Source organism: Pseudomonas sp. GM55 (assembly GCF_000282395.1).
Classification (GTDB): Bacteria; Pseudomonadota; Gammaproteobacteria; order Pseudomonadales; family Pseudomonadaceae; genus Aquipseudomonas; species Aquipseudomonas fluorescens_CC.
The window spans coordinates 204,653-227,566 of record NZ_AKJJ01000047.1; the positions used below are offsets into that span (position 1 = coordinate 204,653).

The 22,914-nt window shown below is 59.9% G+C and carries 22 protein-coding genes; 11 read left to right on the forward strand and 11 right to left on the reverse strand.

Features of this window, described 5'->3' with window-relative positions; genetic code table 11:
- Positions 1 to 46 precede the first annotated feature (46 nt).
- From PMI31_RS12805 to zur, 6 genes are all read right to left on the reverse strand, one after another.
- Positions 47 to 721 carry a methionine ABC transporter permease gene (locus tag PMI31_RS12805; protein ID WP_008018443.1) on the reverse strand — a complete coding sequence of 225 codons (675 nt, stop codon included), beginning with the start codon at positions 719 to 721 and terminating at the stop codon, positions 47 to 49.
- A complete protein-coding gene (locus PMI31_RS12810; protein WP_008018444.1) occupies positions 721 to 1,728 on the reverse strand; it encodes a methionine ABC transporter ATP-binding protein in 1,008 nt (335 codons plus the stop codon). The genes PMI31_RS12805 and PMI31_RS12810 overlap by 1 nt, the downstream gene beginning before the upstream one ends.
- A 259-nt stretch (positions 1,729 to 1,987) precedes the next feature.
- Complete coding sequence (locus PMI31_RS12815; protein WP_008018445.1) at positions 1,988 to 2,704, reverse strand: PA5502 family lipoprotein; 717 nt, start codon at positions 2,702 to 2,704, stop codon at positions 1,988 to 1,990.
- Positions 2,705 to 2,741: 37 nt separating this feature from the next.
- Positions 2,742 to 3,530: a zinc ABC transporter permease subunit ZnuB gene (gene znuB / locus PMI31_RS12820; RefSeq protein ID WP_008018446.1), complete on the reverse strand. Its 789-nt coding sequence runs from the start codon at positions 3,528 to 3,530 to the stop codon at positions 2,742 to 2,744.
- A complete protein-coding gene (gene znuC, locus PMI31_RS12825; RefSeq protein WP_008018448.1) occupies positions 3,523 to 4,308 on the reverse strand; it encodes a zinc ABC transporter ATP-binding protein ZnuC in 786 nt (261 codons plus the stop codon). Before znuC ends, znuB begins: the two co-directional genes overlap by 8 nt.
- Entirely contained in the window at positions 4,308 to 4,790 is a 483-nt protein-coding gene (zur, locus tag PMI31_RS12830; RefSeq protein ID WP_008018449.1) for a zinc uptake transcriptional repressor Zur, read from the reverse strand. Before zur ends, znuC begins: the two co-directional genes overlap by 1 nt.
- Positions 4,791 to 4,856: 66 nt before the next feature.
- Here zur and PMI31_RS12835 point away from each other — a divergent pair, with 66 nt between their 5' ends.
- The gene (locus tag PMI31_RS12835) at positions 4,857 to 5,777 is read left to right on the forward strand and encodes a zinc ABC transporter substrate-binding protein ZnuA (RefSeq protein WP_008018450.1); all 921 of its coding nucleotides are present in this window, start codon (positions 4,857 to 4,859) and stop codon (positions 5,775 to 5,777) included.
- A 97-nt stretch (positions 5,778 to 5,874) separates the two neighbouring features.
- On the opposite strand, the gene PMI31_RS12840 is transcribed toward PMI31_RS12835, so the two are convergent.
- Positions 5,875 to 6,825: a homoserine kinase gene (locus PMI31_RS12840; RefSeq protein WP_008018451.1), complete on the reverse strand. Its 951-nt coding sequence runs from the start codon at positions 6,823 to 6,825 to the stop codon at positions 5,875 to 5,877.
- A gap of 60 nt (positions 6,826 to 6,885) precedes the next feature.
- A complete protein-coding gene (locus tag PMI31_RS12845; protein ID WP_008018452.1) occupies positions 6,886 to 7,173 on the reverse strand; it encodes a DUF2782 domain-containing protein in 288 nt (95 codons plus the stop codon).
- A gap of 74 nt (positions 7,174 to 7,247) precedes the next feature.
- Between PMI31_RS12845 and polA the strand changes: the two genes are divergently transcribed.
- On the forward strand, positions 7,248 to 10,058 hold the full coding sequence (gene polA, locus PMI31_RS12850) for a DNA polymerase I (protein WP_008018453.1): 2,811 nt from the start codon (positions 7,248 to 7,250) through the stop codon (positions 10,056 to 10,058).
- A gap of 321 nt (positions 10,059 to 10,379) precedes the next feature.
- Here the strand turns inward: polA and yihA are convergent, their stop codons facing one another.
- On the reverse strand, positions 10,380 to 11,024 hold the full coding sequence (gene yihA, locus PMI31_RS12855; protein WP_008018454.1) for a ribosome biogenesis GTP-binding protein YihA/YsxC: 645 nt from the start codon (positions 11,022 to 11,024) through the stop codon (positions 10,380 to 10,382).
- Positions 11,025 to 11,215: 191 nt separating this feature from the next.
- Here yihA and PMI31_RS12860 point away from each other — a divergent pair, with 191 nt between their 5' ends.
- From PMI31_RS12860 to PMI31_RS12895, 7 genes are all read left to right on the forward strand, one after another.
- Positions 11,216 to 11,506, forward strand: coding sequence for a c-type cytochrome (locus tag PMI31_RS12860; RefSeq protein ID WP_008018455.1), 291 nt, complete (start codon positions 11,216 to 11,218; stop codon positions 11,504 to 11,506).
- Positions 11,507 to 11,551: 45 nt separating this feature from the next.
- Positions 11,552 to 12,181 carry a c-type cytochrome gene (locus PMI31_RS12865; protein ID WP_008018457.1) on the forward strand — a complete coding sequence of 210 codons (630 nt, stop codon included), beginning with the start codon at positions 11,552 to 11,554 and terminating at the stop codon, positions 12,179 to 12,181.
- 200 nt (positions 12,182 to 12,381) lie between these two features.
- Positions 12,382 to 13,023: a thiol:disulfide interchange protein DsbA/DsbL gene (locus PMI31_RS12875; protein WP_008018459.1), complete on the forward strand. Its 642-nt coding sequence runs from the start codon at positions 12,382 to 12,384 to the stop codon at positions 13,021 to 13,023.
- 14 nt (positions 13,024 to 13,037) lie between these two features.
- Positions 13,038 to 13,916: an endonuclease/exonuclease/phosphatase family protein gene (locus PMI31_RS12880; protein WP_008018460.1), complete on the forward strand. Its 879-nt coding sequence runs from the start codon at positions 13,038 to 13,040 to the stop codon at positions 13,914 to 13,916.
- Positions 13,913 to 15,904 (forward strand): GGDEF domain-containing protein, encoded by a 1,992-nt coding sequence (locus tag PMI31_RS12885; protein ID WP_008018461.1) that lies wholly within the window; start codon positions 13,913 to 13,915, stop codon positions 15,902 to 15,904. Before PMI31_RS12880 ends, PMI31_RS12885 begins: the two co-directional genes overlap by 4 nt.
- Before the next feature lie 93 nt (positions 15,905 to 15,997).
- The gene (locus tag PMI31_RS12890) at positions 15,998 to 16,777 is read left to right on the forward strand and encodes an N-acetylmuramoyl-L-alanine amidase (RefSeq protein WP_008018462.1); all 780 of its coding nucleotides are present in this window, start codon (positions 15,998 to 16,000) and stop codon (positions 16,775 to 16,777) included.
- Positions 16,778 to 16,853: 76 nt separating this feature from the next.
- Positions 16,854 to 18,467, forward strand: a complete 1,614-nt coding sequence (locus PMI31_RS12895) for an EAL domain-containing protein (RefSeq protein ID WP_008018463.1) — start codon at positions 16,854 to 16,856, stop codon at positions 18,465 to 18,467.
- A 7-nt stretch (positions 18,468 to 18,474) separates the two neighbouring features.
- Here PMI31_RS12895 and PMI31_RS12900 read toward each other — a convergent pair whose 3' ends face one another.
- Together PMI31_RS12900 and algB are read right to left on the reverse strand one after the other, a co-directional pair.
- A complete protein-coding gene (locus PMI31_RS12900; protein WP_008018464.1) occupies positions 18,475 to 20,265 on the reverse strand; it encodes an ATP-binding protein in 1,791 nt (596 codons plus the stop codon).
- A gap of 10 nt (positions 20,266 to 20,275) precedes the next feature.
- Positions 20,276 to 21,622: a sigma-54-dependent response regulator transcription factor AlgB gene (gene algB / locus PMI31_RS12905; protein WP_008018465.1), complete on the reverse strand. Its 1,347-nt coding sequence runs from the start codon at positions 21,620 to 21,622 to the stop codon at positions 20,276 to 20,278.
- A 439-nt stretch (positions 21,623 to 22,061) separates the two neighbouring features.
- Between algB and PMI31_RS12910 the strand changes: the two genes are divergently transcribed.
- Positions 22,062 to 22,349, forward strand: a complete 288-nt coding sequence (locus PMI31_RS12910) for a hypothetical protein (protein WP_008018466.1) — start codon at positions 22,062 to 22,064, stop codon at positions 22,347 to 22,349.
- Positions 22,350 to 22,420: 71 nt separating this feature from the next.
- Complete coding sequence (locus tag PMI31_RS29935) at positions 22,421 to 22,585, forward strand: DUF1328 domain-containing protein (protein ID WP_003170804.1); 165 nt, start codon at positions 22,421 to 22,423, stop codon at positions 22,583 to 22,585.
- The last annotated feature ends 329 nt before the right edge of the window (positions 22,586 to 22,914 follow it).

Consider the following 22,914-nt stretch of genomic DNA (forward strand, 5'->3'; position numbering starts at 1 on the left):
GTGGGGCGCCCGTTTGGCGCCTGCCAGCGAATGGCCGGCTCATGTCTTACTTACGGGAAAAATGGACGACCAGTTTGTCGCCAACGGTTTGCAGCACCTGAACCAGTACCAGCAGCAAAACCACGGTGACTACCATCACATCGGTCTGGAAACGCTGGTAACCGAAGCGGATCGCCAGGTCACCCAGACCACCGGCGCCCACCACACCGGCCATCGCCGTGTAGGACACCAGTGTAATGGCTGTCACCGTAATCGCCGCGAAGATGCCCGGACGAGCCTCCGGCAGCAAGGCATTGGTGATGATCTGTCGCGTGGTCGCGCCCATGGCCTGGGTTGCTTCGATGATGCCGCGATCGACTTCACGCAGGGCGGTTTCCACCAGGCGGGCGAAGAACGGCGTGGCACCCACCACCAGCGGCGGGATTGCACCGGCTACACCGAGGGACGTGCCGGTGATCAACACGGTGAACGGAATCATCACGATCAGCAGGATGATGAACGGCAGCGAACGCAGAATGTTCACCACCAGCGACAACATCGCATAGACGCCTTTGGCTTCCAGCAGCTGGCGCGGGCTGCACAGGAACAGCAGTACACCCAGTGGCAAGCCGAGCAGTACGGTGAACAACAGCGAACCGCCGAGCATCAGCAGGGTGTCGCCGGTGGCCAGCCAGATTTCGAGCCAGTCGATATTGGCGAAGAAACTTGTCAGGGCTTCCATTAGCGCAGCACCTCCATGTGGACGTCGGCTGCGGTGAAACGGGCGAAGGCTGCTTCCATGTCACCACCGGTCACGGCCAGGGTCAGTTGCCCGTAAGGGACGTCTTTGATGCGGTCGATACGACCAGCCAGGATGCTGTAGTCCACACCGGTTTCCCGGGCCACGGTGCCCAGCAACGGCGCATAAGTCGCTTCGCCCTGGAATGTCAGACGTACGATGCGACCCGGCACGTGTGCGAAGTCGTCTCGCTGTTCGCTTTCGTCGATGTGCTCGTCTTCTTGCACGAAGCGCTTGGTGGTCGGGTGCTTCGGATGCAGGAACACCTCGGCCACCGAACCTTGCTCGACGATCACGCCTGCATCCATTACTCCGACCTGGTCGCAGACCCGGCGGATCACGTCCATTTCATGGGTGATCAGCACGATGGTCAGCTTCAACTCGCGATTGATCTCGGCCAGCAACTGCAGGACCGACGCCGTAGTTTGCGGATCGAGGGCGCTGGTGGCTTCATCGCACAGCAAAATTTTCGGCTTGGTCGCCAGGGCGCGGGCAATGCCGACGCGCTGCTTTTGCCCACCGGACAATTGCGCCGGGTATTTGTTGGCGTGATCGGACAAACCGACCCGGGCCAGCAATTCGGCGACGCGCCGGTCGATGTCGCTGCGGGACAGTTCACCCGCCAGCGTCAGCGGCAGCGCGACGTTGTCGGCAACGGTCTTGGAAGCCAACAGGTTGAAGTGCTGGAAGATCATCCCGACCTGTTGACGGAAACGGCGCAGGCCGTTGGCGTCGAGCGCGGTGACTTCTTCACCGTCGACGGTGATCTTGCCGCCACTGGCGTTTTCCAGGCGATTGATCAGACGCAGCAGGGTACTTTTTCCTGCGCCGGAATGACCGATCAAGCCGAAAACCTGCCCGTTCTCAATCGTCAGACTGGTCGGATGCAGGGCGGGGATTTCCTTACCGGCGACGCGGTAGGTTTTATGGACGTTTTGAAACTCGATCACGTAGCGAACCTTGTGGGGCGCGTTAGAAAAGGGTCAGCGGTTAGCCGGGCGCGCATTTTAGCCTGTCCGTATAGAGGTTCTTAGCATTTATTTCGCATTTGTCCTGTCATTTGGCAATAACGCGAAGGCGAAGGCCAAAGGAATTCCGGCTTGAAATCTTCTTGCGAGGAAGGACGTCTTCACAAGCAAGCCCTCTCCCACAATGGTTCTGCGTCGATCACAGATCCAGTGTGTGGGAACGAGCCTGCTCGCGATGCTTTCAGGGTTTGCGCGGACTCAGCACCATCTGCGCCGGAACACTGCGCAAAATCTGCCGCTCCAGCTTCAGATCAAACTCAGGATCGAGTTTCTTCACCCGTTTGGTCAGCAAATTAGCCAACCAAGGGTAATCATTGGTGCGCGGAGCCTGAATGCTCACGTCGCACTGAAAATTCACAACATCGGCGGCGATGGCATCCAGTTGGCGACGCAATTTGCCCATGTCGTTGATATTCAGCGCGACCGTGGTGCTTTCAGCCGTTAGATCGATGACCTTGGCTTTTGGTTTGGCTTCGGCAGCCTTGAGGTCGGCTTCGGCTTTTTCCAGCTCGGCCTTGCGCGCCTGGGCAATCGAGCCGTTGACTCCACCGGTCAGCGCCGGAGCCTTGGGCATCAAAGCGCGGGCACGGCTCAGGGCGGTCGCGGCGGCATCCACGTCACCCTTTTGCAGCACGATCTGGCTGCGGCGCAGATAGGCTTCGGCCAGTTGCCGCTGGTACTGCTCAAGGGAAGCATCGGTGGGCGATTCGGCCTGCAAGGCTGCCAACTGGTCTTCGGCGGTCGCCAGTTCATCGCTGGCGATGTTTTGCTCCAGCTGTACGATGGCCGCGGCCCGCGCATCGGCGGCCACGGTGGCCGCCGGTGGCGTGCTTTGGCAGGCACCCAGCAGCAAAGAAAATGCGACAAGGAGCAGATAACGGGAGGCGAACGACTTCATTCCTGCGACTCTCTATTTGCGCAAAAAACGAGCAAGTCTACACCCCTCGACGGGGCAGAACAAAACTCAGCAGAAACAGCACGGCGGCTGCCACCACAATCGACGGGCCGGCCGGGGTGTCCTTGAACCAGGACAGCGCCAGCCCGCCACACACGGCGAGTATGCCCAGCAGGCTCGCGCCCAGTGCCATCTGCTCCGGTGAGCGGGCATGACGTTGTGCCGCGGCAGCCGGGATGATCAGCAACGAAGTGATTAACAACACGCCGACGATTTTCATCGCCACGGCAATCACTACGGCGATCAGCAGCATCAAGGCCAGGCGCAATCCAGCCACTGGCAGGCCTTCGACCCTGGCCAGTTCCTCATGCACTGTGATCGCCAGCAATGGGCGCCACAACGCAACCAGCAAGCCCAGTACCGCAGCGCTCCCGCCAAGAATCCAGGCCAGATCGGTTGGACTGATTGCCAGCAGGTCGCCGAACAGATAGGCCATCAGGTCGATCCGCACTTCGTGCATGAAGCTTAGTACCACCAGGCCCAGAGAGAGCGTGCTCGGTGCGAGAATTCCCAAAAGCGTGTCGGACGCCAGCGGTTGACGCTGTTGCAACGTCACCAGCAGCACCGCCAACAGCAAACATCCTACGGTCACCGCCACGGTGGGGCTGACATCCAGCAAAAAGCCCAACGCCACGCCGAGCAACGCCGCGTGGGACAGGGTGTCGCCGAAATAGGCCATGCGCCGCCAGACCACGAAGGAGCCCAACGGTCCTGCGACGACCGCCAGGGCCAGGCCTGCAAGCAGGGCGTAGAGCAGAAAATCAGCCATGCTTGCAGCTATCTCCGTGAACATGGTTATGGCCCGCGCCGGGCGCCTTGACCACCGAGCCATGCAAGTCGTGGGCGTGGTCGTGATGGTGGTGATAAATCGCCAGGCTTTGTGCGTTTTTTCCGAACAGCTCGACGAAAGCCGGATCGCCGCTGACCTGCTCGGGATGGCCTGAACAGCAGACGTGACGATTGAGGCAAACCACTTGGTCCGTGGTGCTCATCACCAGATGCAAATCATGGGAGACCATCAGCACGCCGCAACCGTGACGGTCGCGCAGGCGGGTAATCAGGCTGTACAGCTCAGCTTGGCCGGCCACGTCGACACCCTGTACCGGTTCGTCGAGTACCAGCAGTTCAGGTTCGCGCAACAAGGCCCGGGCCAGCAACACGCGTTGCATTTCGCCACCGGAAACGCTTTGCACCGGGCTGTCGATCACCTGTTCGGCGCCGACTTCCTTGAGTGCCGCCAAGGCCATCGCACGGTCCACGCCCGGCACCAGGCGCAAGAAACGCAGGACCGACAGCGGCAGGGTCGGATCGACATGAAGTTTTTGCGGCATGTAACCGACCCGCAGCTTCGGCTTGCGCCAGACGCTGCCGCTGTCCGGTTTCAACAGACCGAGCACAGCACGCACCAGTGTGGTCTTGCCGGCGCCATTGGGGCCGATCAGGGTAACGATCTGCCCCGGCTCGACGCTCAGCTCAATGTTGTCCAGCACCGATTGCCCGGCGAACGTGACGGCAACCTGCTCAAGACGGATCAGCGCGTTGCTCATTAAGCCCCCTGGCAACCCGAACAGAGACCGACCACTTCGACGGTCTGGCCTTCGACGACAAACCCGACATCCCTGGCGCTGGCGATGATCGCGTCGCTGATGGTTTTTTGCTCAAGTTCAATCGCGGCGTGGCATTCACGACAGATCAGGAACTGACCCTGGTGAGCATGTTCCGGGTGATTGCAGCCGATGAAGGCGTTGAGCGAGGAAATGCGATGGACCAGGCCGTTTTCCAGCAGGAAATCCAGCGCGCGGTACACGGTCGGCGGCGCGGCGCGGCGACCGTCCTGCTCGCTGAGGACCGCGAGAATGTCGTAGGCACCCAAGGGCTTGTGGCTTTGCCACACCAGTTCCAGCACTCGCCGGCGCAAGGCGGTCAGACGCAGGCCTTGACGCGTGCACAGGGCATCGGCCTCGGACAAAGCGCTGTGAACGCAATGTGAGTGGTCGTGGGGGCGGCTGGCAATCGGTGTTTTTAGCATGAGCGGCGACGAGTTTTGTGAGAGACGTTATTATGTTACCCGTTCTCGCCTCTTCGAGTGGTCATCGTGTCCCGACTTTTTTCTATCTTTGTCGCATTTATCGCAAGTTTTCTGCTGATCGGTTCGGCGCAAGCCGAGGTCAAGGTCCTTACCAGCATCAAGCCTCTGCAGTTGATCGCCGCGGCGGTGCAGGACGGCGTGGCGATTCCTGAGGTTTTGCTGCCGCCGGGTGCCTCGCCGCATAACTATGCGTTGCGCCCATCCGATGTGCGCAAGGTGCAATCGGTGGACCTGCTGTACTGGATCGGCCCGGACATGGAAGGTTTCCTGCCGCGCGTGCTCAATGGTCGTACGCTGCCCAGCGTCGCCGTGCAAGATTTGCCAGGCATGAAACTTCGCCGCTTTGCCGAAGATAGTCACTCTCACGCCGAAGAAGCCGACGAACACGACCACGATCACCGCCCGGGCAGCCTGGATGCGCATTTGTGGCTGTCGCCGGTTAATGCACGGGTCATTGCCGCGAAAATGGCGGCTGACCTGAGTGCCGCCGATCCAGACAATGCCGCGCGCTATCAGAGCAATCTGAAAGCCTTCGACGAGCGTCTCGATGCGCTGGATGCGCGCCTGAAAGGGCGCCTGGCCGGAATTCAGGGCAAACCTTACTTCGTGTTCCACGAAGCTTTCGATTACTTTGAAGACGCTTATGGGCTCAAGCACGCGGGTGTGTTCAGCGTCGCGGCCGAAGTGCAACCCGGTGCCCAGCATGTCGCGACGATGCGCGCGCGTTTGCAGGAAGTCGGCAAGACCTGCGTGTTCAGTGAGCCACCGCTGCGTCCGCGTCTGGCGGAAACCCTGGTGGCGGGTTTGCCGGTGAAACTGGCTGAACTGGATGCGCTGGGCGGGTACACACCGGCGACAGCTCAGGGCTATGAGCAGGTGCTGGAGAAGCTGGGCAATGATCTGGCGGGGTGCCTGGAGTCGTTGTAATTGCCGCGCACCGTATTTGTAGGAGCTGGATTGCCAGCGATGGCGTCCTGAAGAGCGCCATCGCCGGCAAGCCGGCTCCTACAAATGTGCTGCACAATTAAAGGGCGAAAGGCAATGGCGTATTGATCGTCTGCCGCTGCGCCAGGCGCAGTTGGAACTCCATCGGATCGTGAATCAACACATCCTGCCCGGCAAATGACTCCGCCGCGATCAACCGCGACAACCAGAAGCGCACACACGCCACCCGCAACATCGTCGGCCACAACTCGGCTTCGGGAGCGGTGAACGGTCGCAAGGCCGCGTAAGCACCCAGCAAGGCCCGCGCTCGCGGTCCATCGATCACGCCATCGTCGTCCGAGCACCAGTCGTTCAAGGCAATCGCCACGTCGTAGAGCATCGGCCCGGAGCAGGCATTGTAGAAATCGATCAGCCCGGTCAGGTGCGTGCCTTCGAACATCGCGTTGTCGCGGAACAGGTCGGCGTGAATGTTCGCCCGCGGCAGTGCGAGGATTTTTTCCTTCTGCCGGGTGATCTCTTCCAGCGCCCGTTGCAGCAGGTCTTTCTGTTCGGCACCTAGGTGCGACAGAAACTGCGTGCCCTCTTCCAGCATCCAGTCCAGGCCGCGATCGGTTTTGCGCTTGATCATGTTGGCCTGGGTTGCCAGGTGCAGATGGCCGAGCAACTCACCGACTTGCGCGCAATGTTGCGCGTTGGCTTGCTTGATGTGCTTGCCGGCCAGGCGCGGTTGCAGCAACGCAGGTTTGCCCGCCAGTTCGCGCAAGGCCACGCCGTCGGTGGTGCGCAGGGCGTAAGGTACCGGCAGGTCGGCGCCGTGCAGCACGTCGAGCAGTTCGATGAAGAACGGCATTTCCTGAACCGGACCGCGCTCGACCAGGGTCAGGACGAATTCGCCCTGCTCCAGGCTGATAAAGAAATTGGTATTTTCGCTACCGGCGGCAATCCCCTGGAAATCAAGCAGGCGGCCGAGGCCATAAGGGGCGAGAAAAGCTTCCAGCTCGGGCCGAGCCAGGGGGGTGAACACAGACATGTTTAAACTGCCAGTACGGGCGCCGCTATTGAGCCAGCGCCGATTAAAGTTAAGGACGACTTACCACTTAAATATTTCCCACGCCGGAATCAGCATATCCGGGTAATCCGAGCGAATGAAGTTACCTTCTGATCCGTCGGCGCGTACCAGGAAATACGGCTTGCCGCCTTTGGGCGTGACTTTGATCGCATACAGGAAGCCGTTTTGGCGGTATTCCTGGATGAGCTTGTCCCCTTCCGTGCGAATCGTGACTTCCGGCTCCGGTGTCGGCGCATCGTCCGCCGCCATGACGGCCAATGGGGCGATTGCAAACAAGCCAGTCAGCAACAGGCGATTTAGTGTGCGCATGATAACCTTGTCCCTTTGTCGTCAACGGTCCCGCTATTCTAGCGCCGGACCCGCCGAAAAGGTTGATCCTGCTCATGAGCCAAGCCCCCCTCGTCCTGGTGGACGGTTCTTCTTACCTGTACCGCGCTTTTCACGCGCTGCCGCCGCTGACCACGTCCAAAGGCCTGCCGACCGGCGCGGTCAAGGGCGTGTTGAACATGCTCAAGAGCCTGCGCAAACAGTATCCCGACAGTCCGTTCGCCGTGGTGTTCGACGCCAAGGGTGGGACTTTTCGCGATGACATGTACGCCGAATACAAGGCCAACCGTCCGAGCATGCCTGACGACATGCGCGTGCAGATCGAGCCGCTGCATCAGAGCGTGATCGCCCTGGGCTTCCCGCTGCTGTGCGTCGAAGGCGTCGAGGCCGATGACGTGATCGGCACCCTGGCCCGCAGCAGCGCGGCGGCGGATCGTCCGGTGATTATCTCCACTGGCGACAAGGACATGGCGCAACTGGTCGACGGCCACATTACCTTGGTCAACACCATGACCGGTAGCAGCATGGACGTGGAGGGCGTGAAGGAGAAATTCGGCGTCGCTCCGGAGCAGATCATCGATTATCTGGCGCTCATGGGCGATTCTTCCGACAACATTCCCGGTGTTCCGGGTATCGGCCCGAAGACAGCTTCAGGCTTGCTGGTCGGTGTGAACGGCGGCCTGACCGAGCTCTATGCACAACTCGATATCGTGCCGACTCTGCCGATTCGCGGCGCCAAGACCCTGCCGGCCAAGCTCGAAGAGCACAAGGAGATGGCATTCCTCTCCTATCAACTGGCAACGATCAAGGTCGACGTGCCACTGGACATCGGTCTCGATGACTTGCAGATGGGTGCGGAAGATCCGGACAAGCTGTTCGAGCTCTACACCCTGCTGGAGTTCAAGAGCTGGCTGAACGATCTGCAACGGGACGCCAAGCGTATCGAACTGAGCAGCGCTGCCGAGCCTGAGCCTGCGGTCGATCTGTTTAGCGCTGTCGAGGCCGAGGCCGAGGCACCCGTTGTGACCGCTGAAGCCCGGTACGAAACCATCCTTGATCAGGCGCGATTCGATGCCTGGCTGGAAAAGCTGAACAAAGCCAAGCTGTTTGCCTTCGACACCGAAACCACTGGTATCGACGCGCAGCAGTCAAAACTGGTGGGCCTGTCGTTCGCGGTTCAGGCCAACGAAGCGGCCTACATCCCGTTGACCCATTCCTACATCGGCGTACCGCAGCAGCTGGACCGCGACACTGTTCTGCGCGCGCTCAAGCCGATTCTGGAAGACCCGAACAAGCTCAAGGTCGGCCAGCACGCCAAGTTCGACATGAACATCCTGGCCAACTGCGCCATCGGCGGCGATCAGGACAACGGCATCACCGTGCGTGGCATCGCCTTCGACACCATGCTTGAGTCCTATGTGCTCAACTCCACGGCCACGCGCCATGACATGGACAGCCTGGCGCAGAAGTATCTGGACCACACCACGGTAAGTTTCCAGGACATCGCCGGCAAAGGCGTGAAACAGCTGACGTTCGATCAGATCGCCCTGGAGCAGGCCGGACCTTACGCCGCCGAAGATGCGGATATCACCTTGCGTCTGCACCAGACCTTGTTCGAGAAGCTCTCGGCCATTCCGAGCCTGGCCAGTGTGCTGACTGATATCGAAATCCCGTTGGTGCCGGTACTGGCGCGTATCGAGCGCCAGGGTGCATTCGTCGACGCCGCCTTGCTGGGTGTGCAAAGCATCGAACTGGGCGACAAGATGGTGGCGCTGGAGCGTGAAGCCTTCGAGATCGCCGGCGAGGAGTTCAACCTCGGTTCGCCCAAGCAGCTTGGCGTGATCCTTTACGAGAAGCTTGGCCTGCCGGTATTGAAGAAAACCGCCAAGGGCCAGCCGTCCACCGCCGAAGAAGTGCTGGCCAAGCTGGCAGAAGACGACTATCGATTGCCGAAAGTGCTTATGGAATACCGTTCCATGAGCAAGCTGAAAAGCACCTACACCGACCGCCTGCCGGAGCAGATCAACCCGCGTACCGGGCGGATCCATACTTCGTACCACCAGGCGGTGGCGTCCACCGGGCGGCTGTCCTCCAGCGATCCGAACCTGCAGAACATCCCGGTGCGCACCGCCGAAGGGCGTCGCATCCGCCAGGCTTTCGTGGCCCCGGCCGGTTACAAGCTGCTGGCGGCGGACTATTCGCAGATCGAACTGCGGATCATGGCGCACCTGTCCCGTGACGAAGGGCTGATGAACGCCTTCCGCCACAATCTGGATGTGCACACCGCGACTGCCGCCGAAGTGTTCAAGGTCGAGTTGGCCGAGGTGACCTCCGACCAGCGCCGCAGTGCCAAGGCGATCAACTTCGGCCTGATCTACGGCATGGGCGCGCAGAAGCTCGGCAAGGACATCGGCGTCGACACCAAGACCGCCAAGGCCTACATCGATACCTACTTCGCCCGCTACCCTGGCGTTCGCCAGTACATGGACCGCACGCGTGCCCAGGCCGCCGAGCAAGGTTATGTCGAGACGATCTTCGGTCGTCGCCTGTACCTGCCGGACATCAACTCCAACAAGCCGCAAGAGCGCGCCGCCGCCGAACGCACGGCGATCAACGCGCCAATGCAAGGTACCGCTGCGGACATCATCAAGAAAGCCATGGTCGCGGTGGATAACTGGCTGACCGTGTCTGGCCTCGATGCCAAAGTCATTTTGCAGGTGCACGATGAACTGGTGCTTGAGGTGCGTGAAGATTTGGTCGACCAGGTTCGCGACGAAATTCGCGTGCACATGAGCGAGGCCGCGAAACTGGATGTCCCGTTGCTGGTCGAAGTGGGTATTGGAAATAACTGGGACGAGGCTCACTGAGCCATCTGAAAAGACCTGTTCTGCTGCGGCATGGTGCCGCGGCAGAAGGGCGCAAGTCGTTTAGACCGGAAGATAATCAGAGTTATTCCAAAGCTATTTGAAAAAAATCTGAACTAATCTTGCAAACCACCACTCAGAGGTACTGAATGGCTGGTGAAGCCCTTCGATGCTCCTATGTTGTGTTAAGTGTTGGCAGATATCTGGACCCCGCCCTAGCGGTCTAGAGCTTGAACCCCGGAACTTCTCCCTCCCCATATGAAGTCCGGGGTTTTTTTTTGCCTGCAGAAAACTGCCTGGGGCGTCCCAGGCAGCCTTCGCTGCTTACTGGGCTTCTACCTCGGCACCCTTGTCCGCCAGTTCCATCCAGCCTGCCAGCACTGTGTAGGCTTCTTCCAGGCCCATGCGCTTGGGGGCCGAGAACAGCTGAATCGTCACGAGATCGCCCCAGCCCTTGCGTATTTCCGCCTGAACCTTGAGCAGCGTGTTCTTGGCCGCGCCATAGGTCAGCTTGTCCGCCTTGGTCAGCAGAATGTGCATCGGCATGCCGGCAGCCACGGCCCAGTCGAGCATCAGCAGGTCGAAATCGGTCATCGGATGGCGGATGTCCATCATCAGGATCAGACCTTTCAAACTCTCGCGACCACCCAGGTACGCCTCGAGGTGACGCTGCCAGTGTTGCTTGAGCGGAATCGGTACTTTTGCATAACCGTAGCCCGGCAGGTCGACCAGACGGCGTTCATCGTCTAGCTTGAAGAAATTCAACAGTTGCGTGCGCCCCGGGGTTTTCGAGGTGCGCGCCAGGCTGGCATGGGTCAGGGTGTTCAAGGCACTCGACTTGCCAGCGTTGGAACGCCCGGCGAAGGCGACTTCGAAGCCCTCGTCATCCGGACATTGGTCGACTTTGGCGGCGCTGAGCATGAAGGTGGACTGTTGGCACAGACCGAGGATGGGATTCTTGAGTTGCATGGGATTTCCGATGTGGGCGGCGCCAGGAATGGGCGCGGCAAGCAGTGTCGCTTCCGTTTCAGTGACGCCAGTATATAATGCCGCAGATTTTGTGTGCGCTTTGTCCCAGCGTAGGATGAAGTTCACGAGAGCGACAGACCTTGATTGCGCACTAGAACGCAGCTCGCTCTCAACCCTGAAAAGGTCGTTTTATGACGAAATGGCTGCTAGCTGCCGGTGTCATGATGCCGCTTTACAGCGCTCAGGCTACACAGGATCCGGAAGCTGTGTACAACCGTGTTTGTGGTGCCTGTCATTCCGGCCAACTCCCCATGGCGCCGAAAAAAGGCGATCAGGAAGCTTGGACGCCGAGGTTGGCGAAAGGTATGGAGACGCTGGTGCAACACGTGACCCAGGGTTTCAAGGCGATGCCGCCGCGTGGTTTGTGCATGGACTGCAGTGCCGAGGATTACCAAGCCATCATCCTTTGGATGAGCGAGTAAACCCGGTCCATAACTCTTAACCCTTAGCCGTAGTTGGATTAGCTGATGAAGAAATTGATCGTGAGTCTGCTGTTGACCGTGGGCATCTCCGGCATGGCCCATGCTGCAGGTGAGGCAGTACAACCGGGTGATGCAAAAGCCGGTCAGGCCAAAGCCGCCGTATGTGGCGCCTGCCACGGCCCGGATGGCAACAGCATGGCGCCAAACTTTCCAAAACTGGCGGGTCAGGGTGAACGCTATCTGACCAAGCAATTGCACGACATCAAGTCGGGCAAGCGCACTGTTCTGGAAATGACCGGCCTGCTGACCAACCTGAGCGATCAGGACCTGGCGGACATCGCCGCCTACTTCGCCAGCCAGAAAGGCAGTGTCGGTGCCGCCGATCCGAAAGTCGTGGCTCGCGGTGAAGCACTGTTCCGCGGCGGCGACCTGGCCAAGGGTTTGCCATCGTGCACCGGTTGCCACTCGCCAAATGGCGCGGGCAACGCACCCGCCGGGTTCCCGCACCTGGGCGGCCAGCACGCTCAGTATATCGCCAAGCAACTGACCGATTTCCGCAAGGAAGAAGGCGGCCGCAACAACGACGGCGATACCAAACCGATGCAGAGCATTGCCAAGAAGCTGAGCGACGAAGACATCGCCGCGGTGTCCAGCTACATTCAAGGCCTGCACTAAGGCCGATGGATCGGGCGTTGAACGGGGTGCTTATCGCCTGCAACGTTAACGCTCGATTAATCCGTCTCGGCAAGTATAAAAAGGGTGGCTTTGGCCGCCCTTTTTTGTGGCCGCTGCCGTTACACTACAGAACTCAAGCCCGCCAGAATCTGTCCGATGACAAGTCGCGCGAGGCGATAAAATTTGTCCAGGAGTAAAGCATGCGTAATCTGATCATCAGCGCCGTTTTTGCCGCTGCCAGCCTGTTCGGCATGACTGCCCAGGCTGCTGAAGCCCCCGCCGCACCTTATGTCGAACTGAGCAATCCGGTTCCGGTCGCCGTGCCTGGCAAGATCGAAGTGGTCGAGTTGTTCTGGTACGGCTGCCCGCATTGCTACGCCTTCGAACCCGTGATCAATCCGTGGGCCGAGAAACTGCCGACGGACGTGAATTTCGTACGCATTCCAGCCATGTTCGGTGGCCCGTGGGATGCTCACGGGCAGATGTTCCTGACCCTTGAAGCCATGGGTGTCGAGCACAACGTTCACGCCGCGGTGTTCAACGCAATTCAGAAAGAACACAAGAAACTGACCGACAAGGATGACATGGCCGACTTCCTCGCTACCCAAGGCGTGGACAAGGACAAGTTCCTGGCGACGTTCGACTCTTTCGCTATCAAGGGCCAGATCGTCAAGGCGCGTGAACTGGCCAAGAAGTATGAAATCACCGGCGTTCCAACCATGATCGTCAACGGTAAGTACCGCTTTGACGTAGGCTCTGCCGGCGGTGCCGAACAGGCACTGCAACTGGCCGACAAACTGATCGACAAAGAGCGAGCGGCTAACAAGGCTGCCGCCAACTAAGGGCAGTCACTGCCATGCGCCGATGGGGTACTGAACGCAGCGTTGGCCTGCATGATCCGCGGGTCAACGAGCATCATCTGGAGTCCACGGGCTTGCCCGCAGACAGTCGTCTGCGCTTGCTCAGTTTCAATATCCAGGTCGGTATCAGTACCGAGCGCTATCGGCATTACCTGACCCGGGGCTGGCAGCATCTGCTGCCGCACACCGGGCGTGCCGACAATCTGCAGAAAATCGGCAATCTGCTGGGCGACTTCGATCTGGTCGCCTTGCAAGAGGCCGATGGCGGCAGCCTGCGATCAGGCTACGTCAATCAGGTTGAACACCTGGCCCAGCTCGGCGCCTTTCCCTACTGGTATCAACAACTCAATCGCAATCTCGGTCGCCTGGCCCAGCACAGCAATGGCGTGCTCAGCCGATTGCGCCCGTGGGCCATTGAAGATCATCCGTTGCCGGGGCCAAAGGGGCGCGGAGCCATTCTGGTACGGTTCGGCGAAGGCCCGGAAGCGCTGGTGGTGGTCATGATGCACCTGGCATTGGGCGCCCGGGCGCGCAGCCTGCAACTGGCCTACATCCGCGACCTGATCGGCGACTACAAGCACCAGGTACTGATGGGCGACATGAACACCCACGCCAATGACCTGTTGCAAAACTCCGCGTTGCGCGATCTCGGCCTGCTCGCGCCGCAACTGGAAGCGACGTTCCCCAGCTGGCGCCCACAGCGCTGCCTGGACCATATCCTGCTGAGCCCGAGCCTGACCCTGGAAAAGGTCGAGGTGCTGGCACAGCCCATTTCCGATCACCTGCCGGTCGCGGTAGAGATTCGTCTGCCGGGTTCGCTCACGGTCGATGCATTGCCCGCGTTGAGTCCTGCCCCTCGCGGATCCCATGAATGAGCGACGAAGCACAGCGCTGGAAAGAAAAATACCTCAAAAGCATCGAACAGCAGGAAAAGCTCGAACGTCGCTGGGACGCGCGGCTCGACTTGCTGCGTCGTGGACTGGTGCGCAGCACCCTGGCCGCGGAAGGCACTGACCGCGCCGTTGACCAATGCATGAAGGAAATGCGCGAGGTCGTGCGTACCGACGACATGGACGCCGGCCTGGCCGCGCTGATTCCACGCCTGGAAAAAGCGGTGCTCGACTCGGAGCAGCGTCGGGAAACCCGGGTCAACCAGACCAGTGCCGCCCTGACGGCGCTGGTCACTCAACTGCAAACCTTGCCGCTGCCACGGGACGTGAGCCGGCCACTCAAGAGTTTCGCCAAGCAACTGGATGCGCGGGTCAGTCAGGCACGTGAGATACCCTTGTTGCTCAGCGAGCTGAGTGGCTTGCAAGGTAAGGCCCTGAGCCAGCTGGAGGCTCCGACGGAGCCCGGTCGGCCGGGCTTGCTGCAGCGATTGTTCGGTGGTCGTGAAGCGGAGGAGACGGCGACTACTCCTGCGCCGGCCGCTCTTGTAAACGAGAGCCCCGCAGCGATTATCGAGTCGGCCCCGGTCGTGATCGAGCCGGCAATCTTCGAGGTGCCCGTTGCCGAGCGAGTTGAAGGCGAGCCGGTGCCGACCGAGCCGGCAGCCGTGGCTGTTGCTGTTGCACCTCCGGCTGCGGAGCCTCAACCAGCCAGTGCAGTCGCGACAGAAATCGAATCGGCCGAGAAACCGACCCCGGAAACCATCACTGCACCACCTGAGCCGGAAGCCAATCCCGATGAACTGACTGCGCAAGCGTCGCCGGATAGCGTGCCCTTGCCTGCGATTTCAACGGAGGACGAGGTCGCCGCTGACCAGGCGCAATCCGGGCACGACATTCTCTACGCACTCCCGGATTCCCCCGAGCCCTCCTACAGCTCGGTGGCCAGTCACATCGAAGACACGCTGCTGGGGCTGCTTGAAGACCTGACATTGCCCGAACGTCATCGCCCGCAAGCCGAATCCATGCGCAATCGTCTGAAAAACGGTCTGAACTGGTACGAATTGCTGCCGATTCTCGACGACTTCGCCACGTTGATGCTGGCCATTACCGACAGCGGCCAGCACGAGTTCGAAGCTTATCTGCAACGACTTAACGAGCGCCTCGAAGCGTTCCAGAGCAACTTGCAGGCCGCCACCGCAGGACACGCCGACAACCGTTCGGCGGCGCGGCAGATGGACACGCAGATCCGCGAACAGGTCGATGGCTTGCAAAGCAGCATGCAGGAAGCCGCGGACCTGGAAGATCTCAAGCACGTCCTGGAAAACCATCTCGAAGGCTTGCTGGGCACCATGGACCAGCACCAGAAACAGCGCGATGAACGCGAGCAAGAGGTCGCTGCACGCCTGCACAGCCTGGCCGAACGGGTCGCCCATATGGAGCAGGAGGCCCAGGGTTACCGCGAGCACCTTGAAGAGCAACGTCAGAAGGCATTGGTCGACCCGTTGACCGGCCTGCCCAACCGCGCGGCCTGGAGCGAGCGCCTGGATCAGGAAGTCAAGCAATGGCAGCAACATGGCAGCACGCTGATCCTGGCCATGCTCGATCTCGATCATTTCAAGCGCATCAACGATAACTACGGGCACCTGGCCGGTGACAAAGTGCTGAAAATCATTGCCAGCGTGTTGTGCAAGCGTCTGCGCGGAACGGATTTCATTGCCCGGTTTGGCGGTGAAGAGTTTGTGCTGTTGATGCCATCCACGTTGCCAGCGGTGGGGCTGAAGCTGCTGGAAAGCTTGCGTGCCTCCATTGAGGCCTGCCCGTTCCACTTCAAGGGGGAGCCGGTGACCATCACCGTGTCTATCGGAATGACGGCGTTCAGGCCGGGTGAGCACAGCGATCAAGTACTTAAAAGAGCCGATCAGGCGCTGTACCGCGCAAAAAATGCCGGACGCAACCGTGTGGAGCCGGGCTGATCGTCAATTGTTCCATTTTGTTTGATTGCCGTCAGACCGCCAGGCATTCCGTTACACTGTTGCATTATTGTCTTGTGTGTACTGCCTTTCGCCATGAAATATTTTGCTCTGATCGTGTTACTGGTCCTTCTGGCCGGCTGTGCCAGCGGCCCCCGTTTCGACACTAGCCACCCTTCGGCCAATTACGACAGCCGCGTGCAATTTGTGGTGTTGCATTACACCAATGCCTCGCTGGAGCGTTCGTTGCAATTGCTGACCCACGGTGAAGTCAGCAGCCATTACCTGATCGGCGACGACAAGGGCGCCACCATCTACAAGTTGATGGATGAAAATGTTCGGGCCTGGCACGCCGGGGAGAGCGAGTGGAATGGCCGGACCTGGCTGAACTCCAGTTCCATCGGTATCGAAATCGTCAACCCGGGCTTCAAGGACACCCCGACCGGACGCGTGTGGTATCCCTACACCGAAGACCAGGTTCAGTCTCTGATCGTGTTGCTCAAGGACATCAGCAAGCGTCACGGCATAAAGCCTCACGAAATCATTGGCCATAGCGATATTGCCCCCTTGCGCAAGCTGGACCCGGGGCCGCTGTTCCCCTGGAAGCGGCTGGCCGCCGAAGGCCTGGGCATCTGGCCGAATGAACAGTCGGTGGCGCGCCAGCAAATGTTGTTTGCCGAACAGTTGCCGAGCATCAGCTGGTTTCAGGCGCAGTTGGCCCGCCTGGGTTATGCCTCGCCACAAACCGGCGAGCTCGATGTCGCAACACGGCATGTGATTGCGGCCTTCCAGATGCATTTTCGCCCGGCGCGCTTCGATGGCACCCCGGATGCGCAAACTGCCGCGCTACTTCTGGTGTTGAATCAGACAAAATAATGACGCCCGCCCGACGGTCAGGGCTTTTTTCAAATCAGCGGCTATAACTCATTGGTAATACTTCGGATATTGCACAATGCCTGCTGCTCGAGAGACCTTCCTTAGCTGGTTCCATCGCCCCTGGTTCCTGGGGCTGATGTCTGCTGTCTTGAGCGCAACGTTATTGATGGCTGGCAGCCTGTTCGTCGCCATACACCAGGTCGAGCAAAACGAAAGCGAAGAAATGAATGCTCAAGGGGAGCGCTTCCTCGCCCGGCTGGAACAACTCTTCGGGCAACTGCGTGAGAGCCTTGACGACCTTGAAGCACAGCCGTTGCGCGGCTGCGATGCTGAAATGATCGCGACCTTGCAACAGGTTACGTTCAATTATCGCTTCGTCTACGAAGCCGCCTACATGGACTCCTCGCGAATCTGCTCCAATCGCCCTCGTCAGGAAGGGCTGTCGCTGATTCGATCGCCAGATATCAAGGGTCCGACCTACAGCTATTGGCTCAACACCACCACCGAACCCGATGAAAACCGCGCCGCGCTGATGCTCGGGCGCGGGAATTTCCGGGTTGCGACCTCTCGCGGGCATTTGACCGATATGGTCGACCTGTCTCCGGGCAGCAGCCTGCTGGTTGTCCTGGACCATGGAGCGCGCGCGATTCCGGTGTTGGGCGCTACTCAGATCTGGCCGCCGGTCGAGTCCTGGCCACCAAGAAACCGTGATGCGCTGCAGATCACCCAGACACGCCTGATATATCGCATGCCCACCGACAACCCGGAGTATCAATTGGTGTTGATCAGCCCGCGTAGCGGTATGCACATCCCGGCGGTCTGGTGGTGGTTGCTGCCGGCCAGCCTGGCGCTGGGCATATGCGTTGGGTTCCTGGTGTTTCTGCTGGTGCGCCAGCGGCAGTCGCTGGACGCCGAACTGACCGGCGCGATTCGCCGTGGCGAGTTGCAGGTGCTGTATCAACCGATCTTCGACCTCGATAGCCGCAACTGTGTCGGGGCTGAAGCGCTGCTGCGTTGGCGCAGGCCGGACGGTACCCTGACCAGTCCCGACCTGTTCATTCCGATGGCGGAGAATACCGGGCAGATTCGCCAGATGACGGACTTTGTCCTGCAACGCCTGCTTGAGCAACTCGGCCAGTTGCTGCGTGCCAACCCGCAACTGTATATCTCGGTCAATCTCGCGGCGTGTGATGTGATGGTTCCGCGGATCGGCCAGGTGATGGCGAGGCTGCTGACCCTGCACCGCGTCGCTGCGCGGCAAATTGCCTTTGAGGTCACCGAGCGCGGGCTGGTCGATGTGGTGGTGGCCCGGGAAAACCTGCAGGCATTGCGGGATGTCGGGCACCAGGTGTTGATCGATGACTTTGGCACCGGCTATTGCAGCCTCGCCTATTTGCAAACCCTGCCGGTGGATTGCCTGAAAATCGACAAGGCGTTCATTGATGCGTTGGGCCATGACGCCGCCAGCAGCGGTGTGGCCCCGCACATCATTCATATGGCCCAGTCGCTGCACCTGAAGGTGATTGCCGAGGGCATCGAACATGAAGCCCAGGCCGAGTTCCTGAGCAGTGAAGGTGTGAAGTTCGGCCAGGGCTGGTTGTTCGCCCATGCGCTGAGCGCGGTTCAGTTCATTGAATTGATAACCCGGGGGCGACGCCTGGCTGGCCGGCGTCTGGATGACGAAGCGTGACCGCGACCTAAACGGTCAGCGCCATGTAGAACTGGGTACCCTGCCCCGGCCGTGAATAGACGCCCATCCGCCCACCATGCAATTGCACGATTTCCTTGCACAGGGCCAGGCCGAGCCCGGCCCCGCCCTTCTTGCGTCCGACCTGCACGAACGGCTCGAAGATTCGCCCCTGCTGTCCGTAGGCAATGCCTTCGCCGTTGTCCTCGACACTGATGATGACCCGGTCGCCGTGGCGCCGGGCCTGCAGGCGTATCCGCCCGCCGGAACCGGTATGACGCAAGGCATTGTCAAGCAAGTTGTCGAGTACCCGGTCCAGCTGCGGCTGGTCGGCCTGCAACCGCGGCAAAGGCCCGTGCACTTCCACCAGCAGACTGATTTCCTTCTCATCGGCCGATGAGGCAAAGCGTGACTGAGCCTGTTCCAGCAACGCCTCGATGGAGCACGGCGCCAGGGTGAGTTTTTGCATGCCGTTCTGGTAACGGGAGAAATTCAGCAGGTCATTGATCAACTGCATCAGCCGCTGCATCTCTTCATTCACGGTATCGAGCAGGTCCGCTTCCCGGGAGTCCGCAGCAAAGTGTGCGCGCTCACGGAACAATCCGAAGGCCATGTGCATACCGGTGACCGGTGTGCGCAATTCATGGGAGGCGCGCAATACAAACTCGCTGCGAACCCGTTCGAAGGCACGCTGTTCCGTGACGTCATGCAGCACCATCACAGCACCAAGAATATGGCCCTGGGTATGGCTGACCGGGGTCAGGCTATAGGTCAGCAGTCGCGACTCGCCGTCGACTTCAACACTCAAGTCTTCCGGTGCCCGCTCCAGCGTGCCGCCGCGCAGCACCAGTTGCAGCTGCTCATCGAGTTCGGGGCGCTCAAGCGCCGCGCCCAACCCTTGACCCAGGCGATCGGACTCCCAGCCCAGTTGGCGCTGGGCTACAGGGTTAAGGTGTTCCAGGTGGCCCTGGCGGTCGATCATCAGCAGTCCGTCGTCAATGCTGTCGAGCACGGCCTGCAAACGCTGCTGACCGGCCAGCAACTCATCGACGTTGGTGGCCTGATGTTCACGCAGCGCCTGGGCCATGATCCCGAAACGCCGGGTCAGCTGGTTCAGCTCCATCGCCGAAGAGATCGGCAGGGTGACATCGAAATTGCCCTGGCCGATATTGTCCGCCGCCTTGGCCAAGGCCTCGATGGGCTCGCCGAAACGCCGGGCCATAGCCTGTGCAGTCACGAAGCCGATGATCAGTACCGCCAGCCCCACCAGGCCAAGTAACCCGGCAATCAGCAGTGCCTGCTCCCGGGCCTGGCGCTCGGTATTGTTGATGTTGTCCAGCGCGCGCTGGTGCTCGGCGATCAGGCCATTGCGCAGTGCGTTGAATTTATCTGTGAGGTCGCCTTGGCTGCTGAGCACATTCGAGGTGTCCGGGGATGCTTCATAAGCCTGGATAAAACGCTCGTAATCGGCCTTGGCTTTTCTGAAACCGTATTCGCTTCCTGATTCTGCCGGTTCCTGGGCAATGCCTTGTTCGAGCAGTTCGAAGTAATGCTGCTTCGAGGCCGCGAAGGCCGCAGAGTCGGGTTTCTCGCTCAGCATGATGATTAACTGGTCACCCAGGGTCTGACGCAGCTTGAGCCCCAGGTCCAGGGTGATGAAGTTGCTGCGGATCAGCGCTTCCTGGCTGCCGGCCATCTGCATCACGCTGACCAGCCCGAGCGAGAGCCCGAGCAAGGCGACGGTGATCAGGGCGGAGATGCTCAGGAAAAGCCGGGTTCGCAATTTCATCGCCAGTTTCATCGGCTATTGCTCACAAGTTGTACTGCTTGCGTTTGCGGTATAGCGTCGAGGCGTCGATGCCCAGGGTTTTGGCCGCCTGGTCCAGCGTGTCGGCGGTGGCGAGGACCGCGCCGATGTGGGCCTTTTCCAGCTCGTCCAGGCTCAATGCCGCGCCGATGCGAGGTGTATTGTTGGCTGGGGTTTCGGCCATGCCCAGATGACTGATCTCGACCCGCTCCTGCGGACAGATGATGCTCGCCCGCTCGATCACGTTGCGCAGCTCACGGATGTTGCCCGGCCAGCGATAGCTCAGCAGCGCTTCCCGGGCCTCATCGCTGAAGGTGCGCGCGGGACGGGCGTACTCCTTGACGAAACGCGCCAGGAAACGATCGGCCAGGTTGAGAATATCTTCGCGGCGTTCGCGTAGCGGTGGCAGGTGCAAGGTAATGACATTCAGGCGATAGAGCAGGTCTTCGCGGAAGCGACCGTCGCGGACCATGTCCTCAAGGTTGAGGTTGGTGGCCGCAAGGATGCGCACATCGGCACGTCGGGTCACCGGATCACCGACGCGCTCATATTCTTTGTCCTGAATAAAACGCAGTAACTTGGGTTGTAATGTCAGGGGAAAGTCGCCGATCTCGTCGAGAAACAGCGTGCCGCCGTCAGCCTGGTTGACTCGGCCCAGGGTGCTTTCGCTGGCGCCGGTGAAGGCGCCGCGACTGTGGCCGAAGAGCTCGCTTTCCATGAGTTCGGCGGTCAGCGACGGGCAGTTGATCGTGACGCAGGATTTCTTCGCGCGTTTACTCCAGCTGTGAATGGCTTGGGACAGTTCGCCCTTGCCAGTACCGGATTCACCAAGAATCAGGATATTGGCATCGGTCGTGGCAACCTGGCGGGCGGTTTCGAGTACCACTTTCATGGCCGGGCTGTGGGAGTCCAGACCATCCTTGGGCTTGCGCACTTCACCTTCCAGGGCTTCCAGTCGCGCTGACAGTTGCCGCACTTCCAGTTGCTTGGCGGTTGCCAGGCGCAATTGATCGGGGCTGCACGGTTTGACCAGATAGTCGGCGGCACCGGCCTGGATCGCATCCACCGCCGTGTCGACGGCCGAGTGCGCAGTGACGATCACCACCCGCATCCAGGGCGCCTGGATACGCATCTGGGCCAGCACATCGAGGCCGTTGTCTTCACCCAGACGCAAATCGAGGAAGCACAGGTCGAAGACCTGTCGCTGCAACAGGGTTTCCGCCTGCGCGGCGCTGGTAGCGGTGGCCACGCTGTAGCCTTCGTCTTCAAGGCAATAACGGAAGGTACGCAGGATAGCGGACTCATCATCCACCAGCAGAATGCGGCCTTGATGCTCAGTGGCTGATTCCATTTTCCTGCGCTCCTTAATGAATGATCTTTATTTAGGCCCGGAAAAATCGGGCAAGTTGCATGATTGATTCTGAGCCATTGCTGTCATGGCAGAGTAGCTTTCATCCGATGTATCGGTTAGCCACCCGGTTATGCGGGTCTTTTAGTAGATGCCCGGTTCCTGACAGTGGACAGTATGTATTTCTGACATCCGCGCCCTTCTCTCAATTCAAAAAATTTACACCTTCCCTTCAAGTGAATCGTGCAATACGCACGACTGCACCCGTGGCATCGTGCAGGATGCGTGCGAAGTGATTTCTTTTGTGTACATAAGGTATTGAAATAAAAGGAGAATATTTCGAGCCAAAGCTGGCATGCGGGCTGCAGTTGTCTGGTTAACCAGGGCATTCAAAAACAAACGCCCGCTATCGAATACCGACCCGAGTGGTAGGAGCTCCAGGATGAACCGTCAACGTGCCGCCCGCCTGCACCTGTCGCCTGTGCATATCTTGCAAGGACTGTTTGCTGTTCTGGCGCTGTTGATCACCTTGATCGGCGGCCAGCAGTTTCTGCGCTGGGAGCAGAGTCAGCAGTTGGAAGCGCCATTCCTGTCGACTCCGCATCCGGCCCAAACCCATTTCAGCGCTGTCGGCAGCGATCAGGCCTATGGCCCCCCGATACGCATGATGGATGTCGACCAGGCCGGGCCTGTGGGTGAGATGCGTCATCAAGAGCGTTGGGTGTTCTAGGCAAAACCTCCGCCGCACCCGATGCGCCGGGAAACGCAGCACCTCTAAACACAAGTGTAAGGAGAATCACCATGTTGAGCTGGGCAATCACATTCCTGATCATCGCCATCGTCGCCGCCGTACTGGGCTTCGGTGGCATCGCGGGCACCGCCACGGGTATCGCCAAGATTCTGTTTGTCGTGTTCCTGGTGATGTTCATTGCCTCCTTCTTCTTTGGCCGTCGCGGTCGAGGCTGATATGAGAGGAGGCCACGGCGCCTCCTTCCACCTGCGTCACCTGAGGAAGGCTGGCGCATGACCAAGGGGTCGGGACGTTCTGCCTGTTTCAGGGGCGGAGTGACCTACGGGTACAGGGAGGTGCTTGCGCAAGGGCCGGGTCAGGAGAAGCTGCTGCGCAAGTTCGCCGGACCGCCATGGCTCGACGGACTTGCGAAGGGCTTGATCACGCAACACATTGAAATAGAGCACTTGTCTCGGTTTCACCAGTGTTATCGCTTCCTTGTCCTTGTTACGTCGCAAAATACTTTTCCTGGTGTTTCACCAGCGACCGTATATCGAGAAAAATC